At 54.7% G+C, this 18,087-nt stretch carries 14 protein-coding genes; 2 read left to right on the top strand and 12 right to left on the bottom strand.

Going from position 1 to position 18,087, the window contains the following annotated elements; translation table 11 throughout:
* Positions 1-8: 8 nt before the first annotated feature.
* From CPH17_RS04395 to CPH17_RS04385, 3 genes are read right to left on the bottom strand one after another with little or no spacing between them, the layout of a single operon-like run.
* Positions 9-677: an anthranilate synthase component II gene (locus CPH17_RS04395; RefSeq protein WP_074396639.1), complete on the bottom strand. Its 669-nt coding sequence runs from the start codon at positions 675-677 to the stop codon at positions 9-11.
* On the bottom strand, positions 674-2,101 hold the full coding sequence (locus CPH17_RS04390) for an anthranilate synthase component I family protein (RefSeq protein ID WP_096298375.1): 1,428 nt from the start codon (positions 2,099-2,101) through the stop codon (positions 674-676). Before CPH17_RS04390 ends, CPH17_RS04395 begins: the two co-directional genes overlap by 4 nt.
* Positions 2,098-2,376 (bottom strand): Trp family transcriptional regulator, encoded by a 279-nt coding sequence (locus CPH17_RS04385; protein WP_074396637.1) that lies wholly within the window; start codon positions 2,374-2,376, stop codon positions 2,098-2,100. Before CPH17_RS04385 ends, CPH17_RS04390 begins: the two co-directional genes overlap by 4 nt.
* 110 nt (positions 2,377-2,486) lie before the next feature.
* On the opposite strand from CPH17_RS04385, the gene CPH17_RS04380 reads away from it, so the two are divergent.
* Complete coding sequence (locus CPH17_RS04380) at positions 2,487-4,379, top strand: monovalent cation:proton antiporter-2 (CPA2) family protein (protein ID WP_096298373.1); 1,893 nt, start codon at positions 2,487-2,489, stop codon at positions 4,377-4,379.
* Positions 4,380-4,524: 145 nt separating this feature from the next.
* Here the strand turns inward: CPH17_RS04380 and CPH17_RS04375 are convergent, their stop codons facing one another.
* Entirely contained in the window at positions 4,525-5,016 is a 492-nt protein-coding gene (locus CPH17_RS04375) for a hypothetical protein (protein ID WP_096298371.1), read from the bottom strand.
* A 342-nt stretch (positions 5,017-5,358) separates the two neighbouring features.
* Between CPH17_RS04375 and CPH17_RS04370 the strand changes: the two genes are divergently transcribed.
* The gene (locus CPH17_RS04370) at positions 5,359-6,351 is read left to right on the top strand and encodes an IS30 family transposase (protein ID WP_074394883.1); all 993 of its coding nucleotides are present in this window, start codon (positions 5,359-5,361) and stop codon (positions 6,349-6,351) included.
* 226 nt (positions 6,352-6,577) lie between these two features.
* Here CPH17_RS04370 and CPH17_RS04365 read toward each other — a convergent pair whose 3' ends face one another.
* The 8 genes from CPH17_RS04365 to CPH17_RS04330 form a co-directional block, all read right to left on the bottom strand.
* A complete protein-coding gene (locus tag CPH17_RS04365) occupies positions 6,578-7,327 on the bottom strand; it encodes a hypothetical protein (protein WP_074396634.1) in 750 nt (249 codons plus the stop codon).
* A gap of 203 nt (positions 7,328-7,530) precedes the next feature.
* On the bottom strand, positions 7,531-8,280 hold the full coding sequence (locus CPH17_RS04360) for a hypothetical protein (protein WP_096298369.1): 750 nt from the start codon (positions 8,278-8,280) through the stop codon (positions 7,531-7,533).
* A gap of 22 nt (positions 8,281-8,302) precedes the next feature.
* Entirely contained in the window at positions 8,303-11,662 is a 3,360-nt protein-coding gene (locus CPH17_RS04355) for a T6SS effector BTH_I2691 family protein (RefSeq protein ID WP_096298367.1), read from the bottom strand.
* Complete coding sequence (locus tag CPH17_RS04350; protein ID WP_074396630.1) at positions 11,655-12,611, bottom strand: DUF4123 domain-containing protein; 957 nt, start codon at positions 12,609-12,611, stop codon at positions 11,655-11,657. Before CPH17_RS04350 ends, CPH17_RS04355 begins: the two co-directional genes overlap by 8 nt.
* Positions 12,612-14,681, bottom strand: a complete 2,070-nt coding sequence (locus tag CPH17_RS04345; protein ID WP_231898077.1) for a type VI secretion system Vgr family protein — start codon at positions 14,679-14,681, stop codon at positions 12,612-12,614. It lies immediately after the preceding gene.
* A 172-nt stretch (positions 14,682-14,853) separates the two neighbouring features.
* Positions 14,854-15,423, bottom strand: coding sequence for a hypothetical protein (locus tag CPH17_RS04340; RefSeq protein ID WP_096298365.1), 570 nt, complete (start codon positions 15,421-15,423; stop codon positions 14,854-14,856).
* Positions 15,424-15,458: 35 nt separating this feature from the next.
* Positions 15,459-16,292, bottom strand: coding sequence for a class I SAM-dependent methyltransferase (locus CPH17_RS04335; protein WP_096298363.1), 834 nt, complete (start codon positions 16,290-16,292; stop codon positions 15,459-15,461).
* A gap of 62 nt (positions 16,293-16,354) precedes the next feature.
* Entirely contained in the window at positions 16,355-18,052 is a 1,698-nt protein-coding gene (locus tag CPH17_RS04330; protein ID WP_096298361.1) for an AMP-binding protein, read from the bottom strand.
* Positions 18,053-18,087 lie beyond the last annotated feature (35 nt).

Genomic DNA, 18,087 nt, shown 5'->3' with positions numbered 1-18,087 from the left:
TTCGGACGTTAGACGTCATAGGCAAACAGAAAATTAGCGATCAGCTCCTTGCCGCCTTCGGTGGCAAACGACTCCGGGTGAAACTGAATACCGTGAATCGGGTAGTCGCGGTGCTTCACGCCCATCAGCTCAAACTCGCCGAGCGCTTGCCAGCGGCTGCGCTGTTCAAAGTTGTCAGCCGCCAGAGCGCCCACGGTGGCGGTTACTTCCAGACACTCGGGCAGAGTCGCTGCATCGGCAATCAGCGAGTGATAGCGCATCACTTCAAGCTGGTCCGGTACGCCGTTAAATACCGAATGGTTGTTGTGGTTAATTGGGCTGATCTTACCGTGCATGGGTAGCGGCGCTTTGATTACCTTGCCGCCGAACACGTGCACAATGCCCTGCATGCCCAGGCAAACCCCCAGTAGCGGAATGGTCTTGCCAAGCTTTTCAATTACCTCGGCACACACGCCAAAGTAGCGCGGATCATCCGGCGAGCCGGGGCCGGGGGAGATAATAATGCGATCCGGCGCCATGGCCTCTATTGCTTTGAAATCGATCTGGTTATTGCGTTTAACGAGTATCTCAAAGTGAGGCACCCTGCCGAGATTCTTCTCCGTGGCCAGAATCTCACCGATAAACTGGTAAAGGTTATAGGTGAAGGAGTCGTAGTTATCAATAATCAGCACCTTCATGCGGGGCTCTCCGTGTCCATATGCGTACTCATAAAAGGAGCAAGGGCTTTGCGGGTGCCGGCAAATTTGCGGCGGATTTCTTCGTATTCATCGGCGGCGTTACTATCAAACACGTTGCCGCCACAGGTTTGCACATAGGCATTCTCACCATTCACAAACACCGTGCGAATGGGGATGGCAAAGGTGCAGTCGCCGTTGAACGAGAACTGGCCCACCGCGCCGCCGTAGGGGCCACGCCCGTCATTTTCCAGATCGTCGATAATTTTCATCGCCTCGATTTTCGGCGCGCCGGTGAGGGTGCCCGCCGGGAAGTTGCTGGCCAGGGCGCTGAACATATCCTCGCCTTCAGCAATAATGCCGACGATCTCGCTGGAGATATGCTGCACATGGCTAAAACGCTTGATATCCATCAGGCTGCGTACTTTGACCGTACCAAATTGCGCCACGCGACCAATATCATTGCGGTGCAGGTCGACGATCATATTGTGCTCGGCGATCTCTTTAGGGTCATTGAGCAGCGCGCGGGCTAACTGAGTGTCTTCCTGCGGTGTTTGACCCCGGGTGGTGGTGCCCGCTAGCGGAAAGGTTTCCATTTCGCCCTGGCGCAGGCGAAACAGCAACTCTGGGCTTGCGCCAATCAGTTTCTGCTCGCCAAACTTGACGTAGTACATCTGCGGTGAAGGGTTGATGGTACGTAGCTGGTCGTACAGCGCGAGGGTGTCGCCCTGGATCTGGAAGCGTTTTTTAAAGCCGACTTCGCACTGAAATACTTTGCCGTCGATGATGTCCTGTTTCACCTTGGCCACAGCCTCGGCGTGCTCATCCTGGCTCATGGTATCGCCCAGGGCGGTGATGTGCAGCGGGCCAGGCGGCGTGTCGTCAGCGTCGATCAGTGTTTGCAGAAACGCATAGCGGCTATTGTCATAGTAGAAATAGATGACCTCTCCGGTCATCTTGTCGAGAATCAGGCCATCTTTATAGAGCCCAAACCGGAACGTATCGAAGTCGTTGCTGGCCTTTAGCGTTAGCGAAGGCTCGAAATACTGCATCGCATCGTAGCCCAGATAGCCGCTCAAACCGCCCGCATACTTACGCGAAATAATATTCTGGGGTATCAGGCTGCGCAGCAGCTCATAAGGGTTATCGCTTGGGTAGTGGCTGGCATTTCCATCGCGGTCTTCGATCGTCAGCGTGTGGCCGTTGGCGTAAAGCGTGTATTCGGGGTCAAAACCGATAATCGAGTGGCGCGCCATGTGGCTGTCTTCGCCAAGCGACTCCAGCATGTAGCAGGAGGCAAACCGCCGCTCGATTTTTTGAAACAAGGCAAAAAAGTCGCAGTCTGCCGCCAGGGTAACGTAGTGAGGCTTGCGCGGCAGCGTAAAGGGCTTTGGGCCTTTTGCGTCTTGCGTATCGGCAGTCGTCATAGCTGATCATTCCGTGAAGAGGGTCGTAAAGAAGGCAACGTGGTTAAGGCGCGTGAGCCACGCGACACCGTGGCGATCCCCACGCCTAGGGTCTCGGCGATTTTGCGGTGGGGCACACCCTCGCGTAGCAACCTAAAAATCTGCAGGCGTTTACTGATTTCTTGATATTCTGCAGGCGTTAACAGGCTGGCGAGCGCCTTGTCCATTGCATCGGGGGAATCAATGGCGAGCAAATACCCAATCAGTTCGGCCTGGTAATCATCATTTGAGCGCATATTTTGAATACATCGTGTGACACCAAGTGATATATGTCGTACTAGCGTACTAGTACGCTACCTGATTGCTCAGTGAAGTCAAGCTATTCGAAAAAATATAAGGAACCCAGATGACCGCGTACTTTATCCAGGCGTTTATTTATCTTGTGGCGGCGGTGATTGCCGTCCCTCTGGCAAAACGCTACGGGCTTGGCTCGGTGCTCGGCTACCTGATGGCCGGCGTGGTCATTGGCCCGATACTCGGCCTGGTGGGCCAGGAAACCACCACGATCCAGCACTTTGCCGAATTTGGCGTGGTGATGATGCTGTTTCTGGTGGGTTTGGAGCTCGACCCGAAAGGCCTCTGGGCGATGCGCGTGCGGCTGGTCGGCCTGGGCGGGCTACAGGTGACGCTGACCACCGCCGCGGGGACCGCCATTGCCTGGTGGCTGGGGCTTACCTGGCAAACGTCGCTGGCTATCGGCTTGCTGTTCGCGCTGTCCTCGACGGCGATTGTGCTGCAAACCCTGAGTGAAAAAGGCCTAGAAAAAACCGAGGGCGGCCGGAGCGCCTTCTCCGTGTTGCTGTTCCAGGATATCGCGGTCATTCCCATGCTGGCGTTGATTCCCCTGCTGGCGCTACCCGAGTTGGTGGGGGGCGGTGGCGATCAAGCGAGTCACGCGAGCATAAGCCTGGTGGCGCACTTGCCCGGCTGGGCGCATGCCCTGGTGGTGGTCGCGGCGATCGGCAGCGTGATTGCCGGCGGTTACTACCTCGGCCCGAAACTGTTTCGCTATGTGCTGGGCTCAGGCCTGCGTGAGGTGTTTACGGCCACGGCGCTGATGCTGGTCATCGGCATTGCCGCCCTCATGAGCCTGGTAAATCTTTCCCCGGCGCTGGGCGCGTTTCTGGCCGGTATCGTGCTGGCCAACAGCGAGTTCAAGCATGAAATCGAAGCCAATATCGAGCCGTTCAAGGGGCTTCTGCTGGGCCTGTTCTTTATCACCGTCGGTGCGGGGATCGACTTTCGGGTACTGGCCTCGCAGTGGGGCACGGTGCTGGCCCTTGGCGCTCTGGTGATTGCCGTCAAGGCGGCCATTCTGCTCGGCTTGGCGTTGCTGTTTCGGGTGCGTGGCAGCAATGGTTGGCTATTTACGCTAAGCCTTGCCCAGGCCGGTGAGTTTGGTTTTGTACTACTCACCTACAGCGTACAAAACAGCGTTATTCCCACTGATATTGCTCAGATCCTCTCGCTTGTCGTGGCGTTATCGATGTTCTTAACGCCGCTGCTATTTATTGCCTACGACCGGTTAGTACTGCCGCGTTATAGCAGTGTTAAAAACGATGAACGTGACGCCGATGCTATCGAAGAGCAGGCGCCGGTTATCGTGGCTGGAGTAGGGCGGTTTGGACAAATTATTTGCCGACTGCTGCGGGCCAATAATATCCCCATCGTCGCGCTTGACCACGAAATCGAGCAAATCGAGATCCTGCGAAAAATTGGCATTAAAAGCTATTTTGGCGACGCCAGCCGCTCTGACCTACTCGAAATGGCCGGCATTAAAAGCGCCCGCCTATTGGTTGTCGCGATTGATGATCGTGATCGCGCCGTGCATATGGTGAAGCATGTAAAGCAGTACTATCCCAACGTATGGGTGTTAGCACGGGGATTTGATCGCGGCCACGGCTATCAGCTTCGCGAGGCTGGGGCCGATGATGTCGTCAGTGAAACCTACCACTCGGCACTGGAGCTGGGCGGGCATGCGCTGACGGCCATGGGGGTTCACCCTATGCGCGCTAAGCAGATGACCTGGACGTTCGTGCAGAACGAGGACGCCCACGAGGACGAACTGTTTGACGCCTGGAAAGAGATCGAAGAAGGCATCAACTTCAGCCCTCGCTATGGAGAGCTGTTCATGAAGCTGGAAGAAGCGCTGAACAGCGCCATGCAGCAAGACTGGCCCGAACCCAAGCGCGAAGATGTACCGATCTGGACACCGCCAGATAACCTGGAAAATCGTTAAAACGGTAAATGCAATGAGGCGCTGAGCATATTGAGATGATCAAGGGTGGGGTCGTCGATTTGCTCTTATACAAGCTTGAATCTGATATCGTTGGGTCTGGGTTAGTTGTCACTACACCATGTTCTGCCAAGCAAGTGTCTCGGATTCAAACATGGTACACATCAAATTTTCCTTCGATAACGGGGGTGTGGGGAAGCTCTTTTTGAAGAAAGCTCAAAACATCGCCATATTTTTCTTTAGGGATGAATATGGCTTTAACGAAATTTTTCATCTCTTTCCCAGTCTCAGGATGCTGCCAGTATAAGTTCAAACCAATGATGCTTCTCTTTGAATAAGCATAGATATTCTGCGCATCCCGCCAAGCAACATTATCTTCCATCTGATTGCGAGCCATCGAGTGATAGCCTTTAGAATTACCCATCAGCGCCGCCATCACGCCAATACTAACAGGGCCAATCGCCGCAATTATCAAGTTAGGGTTCACTAATACCAGAAACAGCACCCCCACCCCGGAAATAATGGCCGTCCATTTCATTACCGGTTTGACCGAATCGATCTGCGGTTTCCAGGAAAAAACTTCGATGCGTTTTTCGGTTAAACGATAAACAATGATCGCCGTTTGATGGGTCATGCTCATAGTAATAAGTACACCAAATGAAAAAACCCCTCCGCACAAAAGCATTTTACTAACAATAGATTCCAACCCCCCACCCAAATGCAAACCAAAGCCCCAACATCATAGAGATGCAGGACATTATTAACAGAATGATATTGGCTGGAAACGTATAGTAGTCCCGAGTACGTATCTGCCACGCCATCACCGCTGGTTCATCGGCATGCTTCCAGGGCATCTCTGCTACATAGTCCCGCTTAGGTTCCTGAATTCATAGAATAACTGCAGCACTTTGGATCATACGGTAGAGGCAGGAGGGCCAGCAGCGGTACCCTCTCCGCCTTACCGACCAAAGTGAAGCAGAGTATGGGATACCGACAACTGACCCAGGCACAACGATATCAAATTTTTGCCCACAGGGATGTAGGGGTGAGCCAACGTCAGATTGCTCAACAGCTTGGCATTCACAGCAGTACCGTGAGCCGTGAGCTGAGACGTAATTCAGGTGCCAAGGGATATGAACCCGCAAAAGCGCAGCGTTACAGCGATCAGAGACGCCGCTCTGCTTGGAAGTGGACAAAGCGACTCCCTAGCCTGATCAATGCCGTAGCTGACAGGCTTAGGGAAGAATGGAGTCCAGAGCAGATTAGCGGTTTTATGGCGCCGTTGACGGGTATAGGGGTGAGTCATCAATGGGTCTATTCGTTGATCTGGGACGATAAGGCCAAGGGTGGCGATTTGTGGCGACACCTCCGCCAGCCCAAGCGTCGCAGTAAACATCGTGCCAATGCCAAAAGCGCAGGACTAGGCAAGATTCCTAAGCGTGTGGGGATAGAGCATCGGCCGCCTGCTATCGAAAGACGCCTCACCATCGGTCACTGGGAAGGCGACACGGTGCTTTATGGGCACAAGCAAGCGGGGATAGTGACGTTGGTAGAGCGACGAAGTGGCTACTTGTTGGCGGCACGTCTTCCAAAGGTAACGGCAGAACTAACGCAGAAAGCCATGGTTCGGTTACTTAAGCCTCGTCGGGGCGCGGTGAAGACGATCACGCTAGACAATGGCTCGGAGTTTGCAGACCACGAGACGGTCGCAAAAGCGGTTAGCGCCTCCGTGTATTTCTGTGATCCTTACTGCTCAGGCCAACGTGGGACAAACGAGAACACCAACGGCCTGATCAGGCAGTATTTTCCGAAAGGTACAGACTTCCGGAAGGTGACTAATGTAGAGCTGCGACGCGTTGTTCACAAGCTGAACGATAGACCCAGAAAGCGGCTGGGATACCGAACCCCAGCCCAGGTGTTCTTAGGAGAATATTCAGGAGCGCTAGAAACCGCGGGTGCTGCACTTATTAGTTGAATTCAGGGTTGAATAAACCACATGGTGAATACTCTCTCTTATAAATCAGGTAGTCGGTAGTGTCAGAGGCAAGCTTGCTGAGTTGTCCGTGTGACGGTAGCGTTTATCGATCTCGATATTCCCTTGGCTGGGAGTTGACTGATAGAAAGGAAAGGTGAAAGCATGAGCGACATAGCAAGTCCTATTTTATTTCTGGTCTTAGGTGAACTCACCACGCCATCAGTGCTTATTCCGGCAGCGTCGCAAAATGCGAATGCACAACAAGCTTTCCTTCACGATAGGGCGTATTCGGAAGGCGCTGCTTAAATATATCTAGGCACTTCTCGAAATCTTTTTTATGACAATAAACTTTGCTGTAAACAGAGTAATGTGAACCATCTTCATTATACCAAGTAAAACGCAGGCCAATCAGACAGCGCTTTCTCCAAACAGCAATATCTTCTGCATTTGGCCAATCTATCTCATGGTATTCTTCATTGCGCACCATCGACTGGTAGTCTTTAGAATTCCCCATCAACGCCGCCATCACGCCAATGCCAATAGGGCCAATCGCTGCAATAATAAAATCAGGATTAATAAATACCAAAAACAACACCCCCACACCGGAAATAATAGCCGTCCATTTCATTACCGGCTTGACTGAGTCGATCTGTGGTTTCCAGGAAAATACCTCGATGCGCTTATCGGTTAAACGATACACGATAATGGCCGTTTGGTGGGTCATGCTCATGGTAATGAGCACACCAAAAATAAATATCCCACCCCCACCTAGGACCGAAGCGAGTAGTGTAGCTTCTACAAAAAACAAAAGTAAGCCAACACCTGAAGTTATAAAAAACATAATAAAAAAAAGGATATTGGCAATGAACGTATTGTAATCACGTGCACGAATCTGCCACGCCATCACCGCTGGTTCATCGGCATGTTTCCAGGGCATTTCTGCTACATAGTCTCGCTTGGGTTGAATAAACCACATGGTGAATACTCTCTTTTATCAATCAGGCAGTCGGTAACGTCAGAGGCAAGCTTGCTGAGTTGTCCGTGTGACGGTAGCGTTTATCGATCTCGATATTCCCTTGGCTGGGAGTTGACTGATAGAAAGGAAAGGTGAAAGCATGAGCGACATAGCAAGTCCTATTTTATTTCTGGTCTTAGGTGAACTCACCACGCCATCAGTGCTTATTCCGGCAGCGTCGCAAAATGCGAATGTACAACAAGCTTTCCTTCACGATAGGGCGTATTCGGGAGACGCTGCTTAAATATATCTAGACACTTCTCAAAATCTTTTTTATGACAATAAACTTTGCTATAAACAGAGTAATGTGAACCATCTTCATTATACCAAGTAAAACGCAGGCCAATCAGACAGCGCTTTCTCCAAACCGCAATATCTTCTGCATTTGGCCAATCTATCTCATGGTATTCTTCATTGCGCACCATCGACTGGTAGTCTTTAGAATTCCCCATCAACGTCGCCATCACGCCAATGCCAATAGGGCCAATCGCGGCAATAATGAAATCAGGATTAATAAACACCAAACACAACACCCCCAAACCGGAAATAATGGCCGTCCATTTCATCACCGGTTTGACCGAATCGATCTGCGGTTTCCAGGAAAATACCTCGATGCGCTTATCGGTTAAACGATAAACAATGATCGCCGTTTGGTGGGTCATGCTCATGCTAATTAGCAAGACAAATCCCCCTCCCCCAGCTCCTAATAAAAATGAGGATATACCAGGTTCATTAAAAGAGAAAATTGCAAACCCTACTGCGAGTGAAATAATAAAATTTATACAAAATAAAATATTGGCAATAAACGTATTGTAATCACGTGCACGAATCTGCCACGTCATCACCGCTGGTTCATCGTCATGCTTCCAGGGCATTTCGGCAACGTAATCCCGCTTGGGTTGAATAAACCACATGGTGAATGCTCTCTTTGATCAATCAGGTAGTCGGTAGTGTCAGAGATAGGGTCGCTGAGCTGTCTGAGTATCTGTAGCGTTTATCGACCTCGACAATCCCATTACCCTGACCAGGCTCGGCCTTGTAAAAGGGAAAACGTAACGGCCCCTGGCTATCGCTGTAGACCGCCTTGTCATACACAACTTCCATCAGAAACGCCTGCTCTTTGGGGAGCTTATCCACCGATAGCCAAGCCTGCCATACCCGTAGCGGGTCATCTGCGTTATAAGAAACAGACTCTTGAAGCTGCAGGGGCACTTCCGATGGCGGTGTCGTTTGATAGCTATCCGAGGGGGCCCAGGAGCCTGCGACCAATCGCTCCGAGATAGTAACGGTTTCGCCCGCTAGGCTGGTAGGCAGAGCTAATTGCACCCAGTAGCCTTGTATGATAGGCACACGTCTCCCAGGGGAGTAAGGTGACATCGTATGGGAAGTATCGAACTCCGCGCCCAAAGTGGTCACGGGCGTTAATTTTAGAGAAGGTTCAAGCAGCGCCTCATTCAAGGCGCGCAGTTCTGAACTATTATCATCATCACTTCCCGTCCACTTATTGGCTTTACCCCAGGTGCTTTGATAAAGCCATAAGCGCACCCCTTCGCGACGATAATGTCCTGCCAATCCGGAGAACACCAGGTAGCCGGCGCTGAGTATCAGCATCGCCCACCCCGCCCAGGGCGCCATTATCCAGCCAAAGGCTAACCAGCGGCCAACTGCCGCGCCAACCAATTGCACACCACCAACACCTGTCATGATTGACGTCATTAAGAATTTTCCTGTCAGAGCTTGTCGCTCTTCCTTGCTTGTTGAGTCTTTGCGTTGCTGCCATATCTGCCACGACTCTACCCCCGCCCCAATCGCCGCAAAAGCGGCTAAACCGGCAACGCGACTTGCGAGTTTGCCAGCAATTCTCGCGGCATTAGATTGTCCTGCGGTTTTCCAAGCTGATATACCCACACCAGTAATCCTGGTCATTGAGTCACGCAATGGCGCTAAGTTTTTGGCATGCCGTTGCCAATACGGTATTACCCAGAGCGACATCACGGCTGAGGTGGCGTAACTTGCCTGACTAGCCAGGGTGGTCATCTCTTCGCGGTCGACGCCATCTTTTTCCGCATCAAGCAGGGTATTAGTCACATTGGCTAGGTTAATCGCCGCTATCAATAACGGTAGCCCACCGATGCCACGGGCATTTATCCAGCGCTGCATGCGCTGCCGCGCGGCGGCGGCGTTCGCCGTGGCCCTGCCAAACCGCTGCTGGTGTTGTTCGCGCAGTTCACCAAACCCAAGGTCAGCCAGCACGCCTGCGCTCGCTTGGCTACCACCCCCTGCGGTGAAGCGCTTGGGTTCGTTTAGCGCTAGCAAACGCTGCTCCTGTTCAAGGTGAGTGATTTCTCGATGGATATTGGCACGCCCCCTAGGTGACATAGGCAAGCTTAACCTGCCCTTGAGATGTGCCTTGGACTGCGATAAACGCTGCATGTCACGTCGCCAGCGGCGGTGCTGTGCGCGTGCGGCGTCGTGTTGTTCTAAATAAAGGCCGTCATTATCAGGATGGACGAAGGCCACCACCATGGTGATCGAGAGGTTTCTGACTAACTGCTGCGAGGCGACTTGGGCACCCGCCCCAGCGGTAGGAAGCGCATGATAAGCAATGGATTGCCAACTCGCCTTGCCCGCTCCGGCGGCGACTTGCTTGAGTACAGAGAAAGCCTCTTTGACAGGCGTCGCCAACGCTTGAAAAACGGCCGACTGTTGAACATGTTCGTAGCCCAGGACAGTGTCAAGGTTAACGGCCACATTACCAAGGTTCAGCGCATCACTCAGTTCGATGGCGATTGCCTGATCATCTGGGTCACCGGCTGCCAGCCACTGGGCCGCCACTTGATCCAGAGCTTGTGCCAACACTGGTGAAAAGTTGTAGGGGCCGGTGCCCACCAGCGTAGCGCGCTCACGCAAGGTGCGGGTTAGCCATTCACGGCCCGTTTCACTGGCTCCGATGACTTCGGCGATCAAAGCGACTAACTCCAGCAGACACTGGCTTTGCGCCTCATCACAGTTGTCATAAAAGAGTTCTTCCGCTTGAGCCGGTAACCGTTCAAGCCAGACGATAATATCGTTGAGGCTGGCATGCACATGGCCACGTAACCGTTCTCGCTTGGGTTCGTAAGTGGTAAGAAAATCGACAGCCTCGTCATGATATACATCATCACGCCATGGACGTTTGCTTCTCCAAGCCTCCAGGTCCTCTCGGCTTGGCGGCTCGATCCCCAGGGCGGCTAAATTGGAATCGATCGTATCAAGCCGTTCTTCATGATGGCGCTCTAGGGTGGAGCCCTGCTGCCCAAAGGGAGAGCCGCGGTTAACGGCGCTAGACAGTTCCTGGGCCTCTAGGGCTTCCAACCGCTGCTGAAGCAGTTCCTGGGCCTGCCGATGCCGTTCTGGATCATCGCGTACGTCTTCGGGTAATTCGCTATCGTCAGGGCCGCATAACAGTTGCGTGACCGAGGCCATCTCTAATCGATGTCCATGTTCATCCAGAAAAGCCTCAAGCTCCATTTCGCGCCCGGCCAGTGCCATGTGTAGATCGTTAACGATCCCTAAATCGTCATCAAGGGCTATAAAGAGTGCTTCGTCGTGTTTCTCAACGTCTGCTAGCACGCTGTCCTGGGTGATTTCAGGTTTGACCTTGAGCAGCTCGTAGAGGCTGTCATCTTCGACTAAGCTGTTTTCGGCATCATTATCCCGCTCAATGGTCGAGACCGTGGTGGTGGTAAAACCATCGGCCGCCCCATTAGGCGTGATATCCGCCACGTGCTTGGCGAGTTGGGTTAAAGGGCCTACGTGGGCAGTGAATGACGTTCCGTCTGCGGTGGCGTTCAATGCTGCCATCGGGTCAAGGGGGCGCATCAAACGCTGACGTACTTCTGCATTTTCCAGCATGTGCTCGCGAATACGCTCGGTCCACTGTACCGATGAGTAAGCCAACGCCAGCGACGTGCACGTCGAGTAAGTGAGGTGGGAGGCACCGCTGAACGTAGCGCCTTCCACGCGGTATTCGTCAAGTCGTTGCTCTCCCTCTTCCTCCACCCAGACATAGAGCCAGCCGTCTCGCAGTTGTCGAAGCGTGTAGTCGCGGGTTTCGAGTGAAGGGTAATCTGGCCCCTGCCAATCATCGTCAATCGGGTGTGGCGCTGGCGCATCTGCCTCGGTGGGCGCCTCGTCAATGGCGTAACGCACGGGGAAAATATCGATGTCGATAAACAGTGGGCAGACACCGCCACCAAGGGGCGTTTCATCAAAGGCGGCATCGCGTGCCTGCGCTTGAGCATCCGTGTTAGCCATCGGCTTCCTCGTCTATAAATAGTGGTTCTTGGGAAAGTGATGCGTGACTCTGCGCGCTTTGAGGGGCGTTAGCGGCCGGGGTGCGGCTCCAAGCATCCAATGCATAAAGCTGATCTTGCCGGGAGAGGCGAGCGTCGTTAGGCGAATGCCGTGCCCAATCGGCATACAAGCCATCGCTCGCGGTCATATAGTCTTCGCCCCAGTTCAAGCTGAGCTCCACCCAGATGGCGACCTGGCGTTCCGTGCTGACTCCCCACGCGATGGCATCGTCTAAGCGGTCGTCAAGCCATTGACCACGCTCGTTGATAGGAAGATGTTCCCACGCTGTGATCGCATGCTCGCTAAGGTAATTCGTCAGTCGTTCCTTGAGCTGCCAGCGGACCACGGCATCCAGGGCGGTAAACTGATGGCGCCCAAAAGGAGGCAAGTCGGGCGTTTGCTCTGCCTCAGGCACTTCAAGGCTGGCATCCGCTCTAAACGATTGCCATTTTAGCGGGCGTGATGCTTCCCAATTAGGCGCCCAGTCCGCTACCCACCAGCGATCAATGGGGCCCATTAGTGCCCTCAACGGGGCCTTTTCATAACTCGCTAACCAGTGGCGGGTAACAAGTGGGTCAGCGAAGCGCAGTAGTTTCTCCTGACCACCTTCACCTTTAAATGTGACGCATTGGCGTAGATGCTCGCCTAGCGATGCCGTACTCGCCGAACTACTCAACAGCGAGAGCGAGCGGTAAAGCGCTTCTTCGCCACAGACGCTGGCTTCATTGGCAAGACTAGTGCCCCTTAACCGCACCAGTATGGGCCCCTGCTCGGCCAGTGAAGCCCAGCGTGTCGTTAAATACACCGGCTCAATCTCATCAAGGTCGTCTCGGCTATAGAGACGCTTAAAAGCCTCTGGATAACGCACGCCATCTATTAGCGCGTGCGTCGCCTCCCGAACATGTTCCATTTATCGGGTTCCTTGATGCTGATCTTCACAAATCTCACAGCTAGCGGGCGCTTTGAGTAAGCTTTTAAGCTGAGCAGGGCGGTTGATGGGTGCAACGACTTGATGGCTCTCAGCCTCCACCTCCTCCGGCAACTGCGGCGCCTGCGCCGCTTGCCCGCTGCCCGAGGCTGGGCTGCCGCCGGAGTTGATCTTGACCTGCGGGCCAACAATGGTGACGCCGCTGGGGTCAATCTTCAGGAAGCTGCCGCCTGCTTTTAGGGTAATTTCGGCACCGGCTTCAATCACGACTTTCATGCCCGCTTTGTGATGAATCTCTTGCCCTGCTTCCATCAACTGCGCCTGGCCGACTTTCTCATGGCGGGTGCCGTCGATTATCAGGTGGTCGTCGCCGTCTACCTGGGTATGGCGGTTGTTATGCACCGTGTGGTGATCGTCGTTATCAATCTCGCTGATGCGGTCGTTATGCACCTTGAGGTGGCTGTCGCGGCGGATCTCTTCCGTGCGGTCGTTAAGCGTTAATAACTCAAGGTCTTTCTGGGCGTGGAGCCATATCTGTTCTTCGCCCGCTTCGTCTTCAAAGCGCAGTTCGTTGAAGCCTTCGGCCTTGTGGCTTTGGGTGCGCAGTACCGTGCGGGTCTTGTGTTCCGGCAGCGGGTAAGGCGCGGTGTTGACGGCGTGATAAGTACGCCCGGTGACCAGCGGCTGATCCGGGTCGCCTTCCAGGAAGGAGACAATCACTTCGTGGCCAATACGCGGAATCGCGATGCTGCCGTAGCCGCCGCCTGCCCAGCCCTGGGCAACCCGCACCCAGCAGCTCGACGTTTCATTGGGCTCGGCGTAGCGGTCCCAGGGAAAGTGCACTTTGACCCGGCCGTGTTCGTCGCAGTGAATCTCTTCGCCGTCGGGGCCGACCACGAAGGCGACCTGGGGGCCATCCACCCGTGGTTTTGGGTTGGGCGTGGCGCGCCAGGGCGCATCGCCGGGAATCAGCGTGACCTGGTTGTGGTAGCGGGTCATCCCGGCAGCGTCACCCTGCGTGATGCCGTCCTCTTCCAGCGCCTGGGGCTGCTCGCCGACGTGGCGTACTTCAATCGCCTGCCAGTCGCGATTGAGGCTGTCGGTGTCGTGGTCGGTCAGCGTGAAACGCAGGCCGGGGGCGAGTTCGGGCAGGTCGCTTTCGGCGCTGGCGGTAATCGCCTCGCGGCGCAGCTGTTCCAGGCGAATGCGGGTAAACGGCTCGCCGGAGGCGTCCTGCTTGTAGCGGCCGGGGTAGTCGTAGTGTTCGTAATCCACCTGCTGGCCGTGCTGCTCGACGTCGCGGCCCAGATGGTCGTGGAGTTGCGCATAGGCGGGATTTTTAAAGCTGTAGTCTTTCAGCGTGGCGGATGAACTCGCCACCCTCGCGGTGTGGCTGAGCTTGCGCACATGGCGCATGGGGGCGGTGCCACCGGCACGGCTGTGATAGCTGCGCTCGCCTAGGCTAGTGAGTAGCTGCGGGTCGTCGGCAAACACCAGCCGATGGGCGCCGCCATCACGCGCTTCAAACTCATGGAAATAAAACAGGCCCTCTTCGGCGGCCAGGCGCTCGATAAAGGCAAGGTCGGTCTCACGGTACTGCACGCAGTACTCGCGTTCGGGGAGCTCGCGGGTGACCGCAAAGGCCACGTCGCGAATGCCGCACTCGTCGCACAGGGTATTGATGATGGTAAGCGGGTTGGTCTTTTGAAAAATCCGCGAGTTGTGGCGCAGCGAGAGCCGCCACACAGCGGGGCGTAACACCAGCGAGTAGAAGGTACGCCGGTGGCCGCGGTCGCCGCGGCCAAACTCGCTGACAATGCCGTGCACCCGGCGCAGCGGTTCGCCGTCCTGCCAGATGGTTAATGACGCTTCACGATCCAGCAGCTCAGCCGCGTCCAAGCTGCCGTCGCGGCTGGCCAGGTTAAGCGCCAGCTCGAAAGGTTGGGAGAGCGCTTCGCGGTGGGTGAAGTCGATCACCGCGATGTCGTCAACGCTAGGTAGCGTCAGGGTGAATTGCAGGCCTGTCTTATCCGCCCCCATCCTGTCAGACATAATGCCGCTCCCTGGATCGTCAACTGCTAATGAGAAACGGTCAGAATAGCGAGCCAGAAGCGAAGCACAACCCATTTAGGGCAAGTCACAGCGATCTCTTACACGCGTAAGAGATCGCTTACAGAGCAATAGGTAATCACGAGAACGAGAAGTAGGCTGTGGTGTAGAGTCGTTAAAACGGCAGATGCAGCGAAGCGCTGAGCATACTGAGGTGGTCGAGGGTGGGGGCGTCGATGCGTTCGTATTCAAGACGGCTGACAAGACGATCAATGGTGACGGTGGCACCAAACCCCTGTAAGAGCGCGGTGCCACTTTCATCGATATCTTGCAATGGTCGGTAACTTTCGCCACGCCACTCAGTCAGCCCTGATTTGGCGTACACGCTGAATGCCCCCATGCGCAAACCGGCTACCACGGCGCCGCCCAAACTGAGGGTATCCATAATCAACGGGCTAATACTGGATGAAATGGAGACTTCTTCACTCTCGCGGTAGGCCAGTTCAGCGCCAATATCGACCTGGGGGAGCTGCCAAGGACTAAATCCCGCCGTTAAGCGAAAACCGCTGGTATAACTATCGATACTGGTGAGGTCGCTGCCTTCGAGGATAACGCCGTTATCGAGTTGCATCAGCTCGCTTTGCGGTGACGTATACGCCATGGCAGGCGAGTATTCGTCAGCATAGGCGCTAGCGTAGGGCACGACGCAACAGAGTAGGGTGCTTGCCAAGCGTTTTATTGGCATTTTTGTATACCTGGAGGCGTCCAGTAAAGGCAGATCTATTGAGAATAGCAACTGGCCTTGATTTCTACCAATTTAATTGCGCCGCTGACCAGATTCTCGACCAGATGCTGGCCCATTGCCATGAAACGCTCGCCAAAGACCCACTGAGGGGAAAGCACCGCCTGGCGTGGGGTCTGCTCTTTTTGGCGCTGGCGCTGGCGCCACTCAAGGGCGGTATCGCTCCAGTCGTCGAGGTGTTGAATGTGAAAGCCTTTCGACGTGAGCAGTTGGACTAATCCCTCTTGGGTAAGTAGATGGGAATGCGCGGCCGAGGTTGCCCATGGCACGGGGTAAGTGAGATTCGCCACGTTAGGTCCACTGACCACCTCATGCATCACTAATTGGCCTTGAGAGCTTAGCACGCGGTGACACTCGCCAATCACCCTGGCCGCGTCGGGCATGTTGAGCAAGCTGTGTTGAAACACCACGGCATCGAAACACCCCGCTGTAATGGGGAGCGCGCAGGCGTCAGCGGTGATCCAAGCAAGTGGCGGGGTGTCTGGGTTTTCTGCCAGGGCGCTCAGCGATTGGTTGAGGGCGTTAAAACGATGGGTAAGATCAAGACCCACCATGTGATAGCCAAGGGCCGCACCCTGGCGCATTAGCCCGCCTAGCCCCGCGCCTATATCCAGCACGCGTGTCGGCTCACTGGGGTCAATCAAATTGAGCAGTTTGGCGGAAGCCGCCATACCGCCAATATGCAGCTGGTCGAGGGGAGCAAGCTGGCGCAGCGTTGGGCCATCAGGATAGTGGGCACGGATTTGGTCCAACACCTCGCGATCACGCAGCGCCTGCTGATAATGCGCCACGAGGGGCGAGTGGAAAGCCATGGTTGATGCTCCTCCGCTAGCCCAGCATGCCGACGGGGGCGGCGTGCTGGGCGCTCTTGTGGCTAGTCGTCCAGCCCCAACTCCTGAATGGAAATTTCACGCATTTTAAATTTCTGGATTTTGCCAGTGACAGTCATCGGGAATTCATCGACGAATTTGAAGTAGCGTGGAATCTTGAAGTGGGTGATCTTACCTTTGCAGTATTCGCGCAGTTCTTCGCCAGTGATGTCGTCGGCAGTAGCGTTGAGTTTGACCCAGGCAATTAACTCTTCACCGTATTTTTTGTCCGGCACGCCAGTGACCTGCACCTCTGAAATGGCCGGGTGAGCGTAGAGAAACTCCTCGATTTCTTTGGGGTAAACGTTTTCACCGCCGCGAATCACCATGTCCTTGATACGCCCGACGATCTGGACGTAACCTTCTTCATCCATGGTGGCTAGGTCACCGGTATGCATCCAGCCTGCCTCGTCAATGGCCTCGGCGGTGGCTTTATCGTTGTTCCAATATTTGAGCATCACGCTGTAGCCGCGGGTGCACAACTCGCCAATTTCACCGCGGGGCAGAACCCCTCCGTTGCCTGGGTCGACAATTTTGGTTTCCAGGTGCGGCTGGGTACGGCCGACAGTCGACACGCGCTTTTCTATGCTGTCGTCGGCGCCGGTTTGGGTAGATACCGGGCTGGTTTCCGTCATGCCGTAGGCGATCTGTACGCCTTTCATGTTCATCTTATTGATGACCTGCTTCATGATTTCCGCCGGGCAGATCGACCCCGCCATAATGCCGGTGCGTAGCGACGAAAGGTCGGTACTGGCAAAGTCGGGGTGATCCAGTTCGGCGATAAACATGGTCGGCACGCCATAAAGCGCCGTGGCTTTTTGTTCGTGTACCGCCTTAAGCACTTTGCCAGGATCAAAGCCTTCGTCTGGGTAGATCATCGCTGCGCCATGGGTCATACAGCCCAGGTTGCCCATCACCATGCCGAAGCAGTGGTAGAGCGGTACGGGAATCACCAAGCGGTCTTCGCTGGTAAAGCCCATGCTTTCGGCGACAAAAAAGCCGTTATTGAGAATGTTGTGGTGGGACAGTGTGGCGCCCTTGGGGAAGCCCGTGGTGCCCGAGGTGTACTGAATGTTGATCGGATCATCGAACTGCAGCGTGGCCTGTAGATCGTTAACGTCGGTTTGGCTGACGTGGTGGGCCTCGTCCATCAGGTCGGCCCAGCGCCACATGCCGTTGTGCTTGTCGGCGCTTAGATTAATCACGCACTCAAGGTCGGGTAGTTTTTGTGACCTAAGCTTGCCCTCGGCGCTGGCTGTTAGCTCAGGGGCCAGCTCATACAGCATGCCGCGGTAGTCCGACGTTTTGAAGCTATCGGCCGTTACCAGAAAGCGCGCGCCGGACTGGTTGAGCGCGTATTCGAGCTCGTGGGTACGGTATGATGGGTTAATGTTGACCAGAATCGCACCAATTTTAGCGGTGGCGAATTGGGTGATCGTCCACTCGCTACAGTTGGGTGCCCAAATACCCACGCGGTCGCCTTTTTTAACGCCGATGGCGAGTAGCGCGCGGGCGCAGCGGTTAACCTCTTCCTGAAGTTTCCGGTAGCTCCAGTGGATGTTCTGGTGTAGCGAAATTAACGCGTCGTTGTCGGGATACTGCGCAGCGACCTGATCAAATTTATCGCCAATAGTCATGCCCAGCAGTGGCTTATCGGCGGTGCTGCTGGTGTAGCTTGGGAGGGTAAGTGCAGGTGATGCCATGGTATCTCTCCAAATATTATTGTCTTGTCCGAGCG

The sequence above is a fragment of the Halomonas sp. hl-4 genome (genome assembly GCF_900215475.1).
GTDB lineage: Bacteria > Pseudomonadota > Gammaproteobacteria > Pseudomonadales > Halomonadaceae > Vreelandella.
The sequence above is the reverse complement of the archived record's forward strand: the minus strand, read 5'-3'. Positions and strand labels throughout refer to the sequence as shown.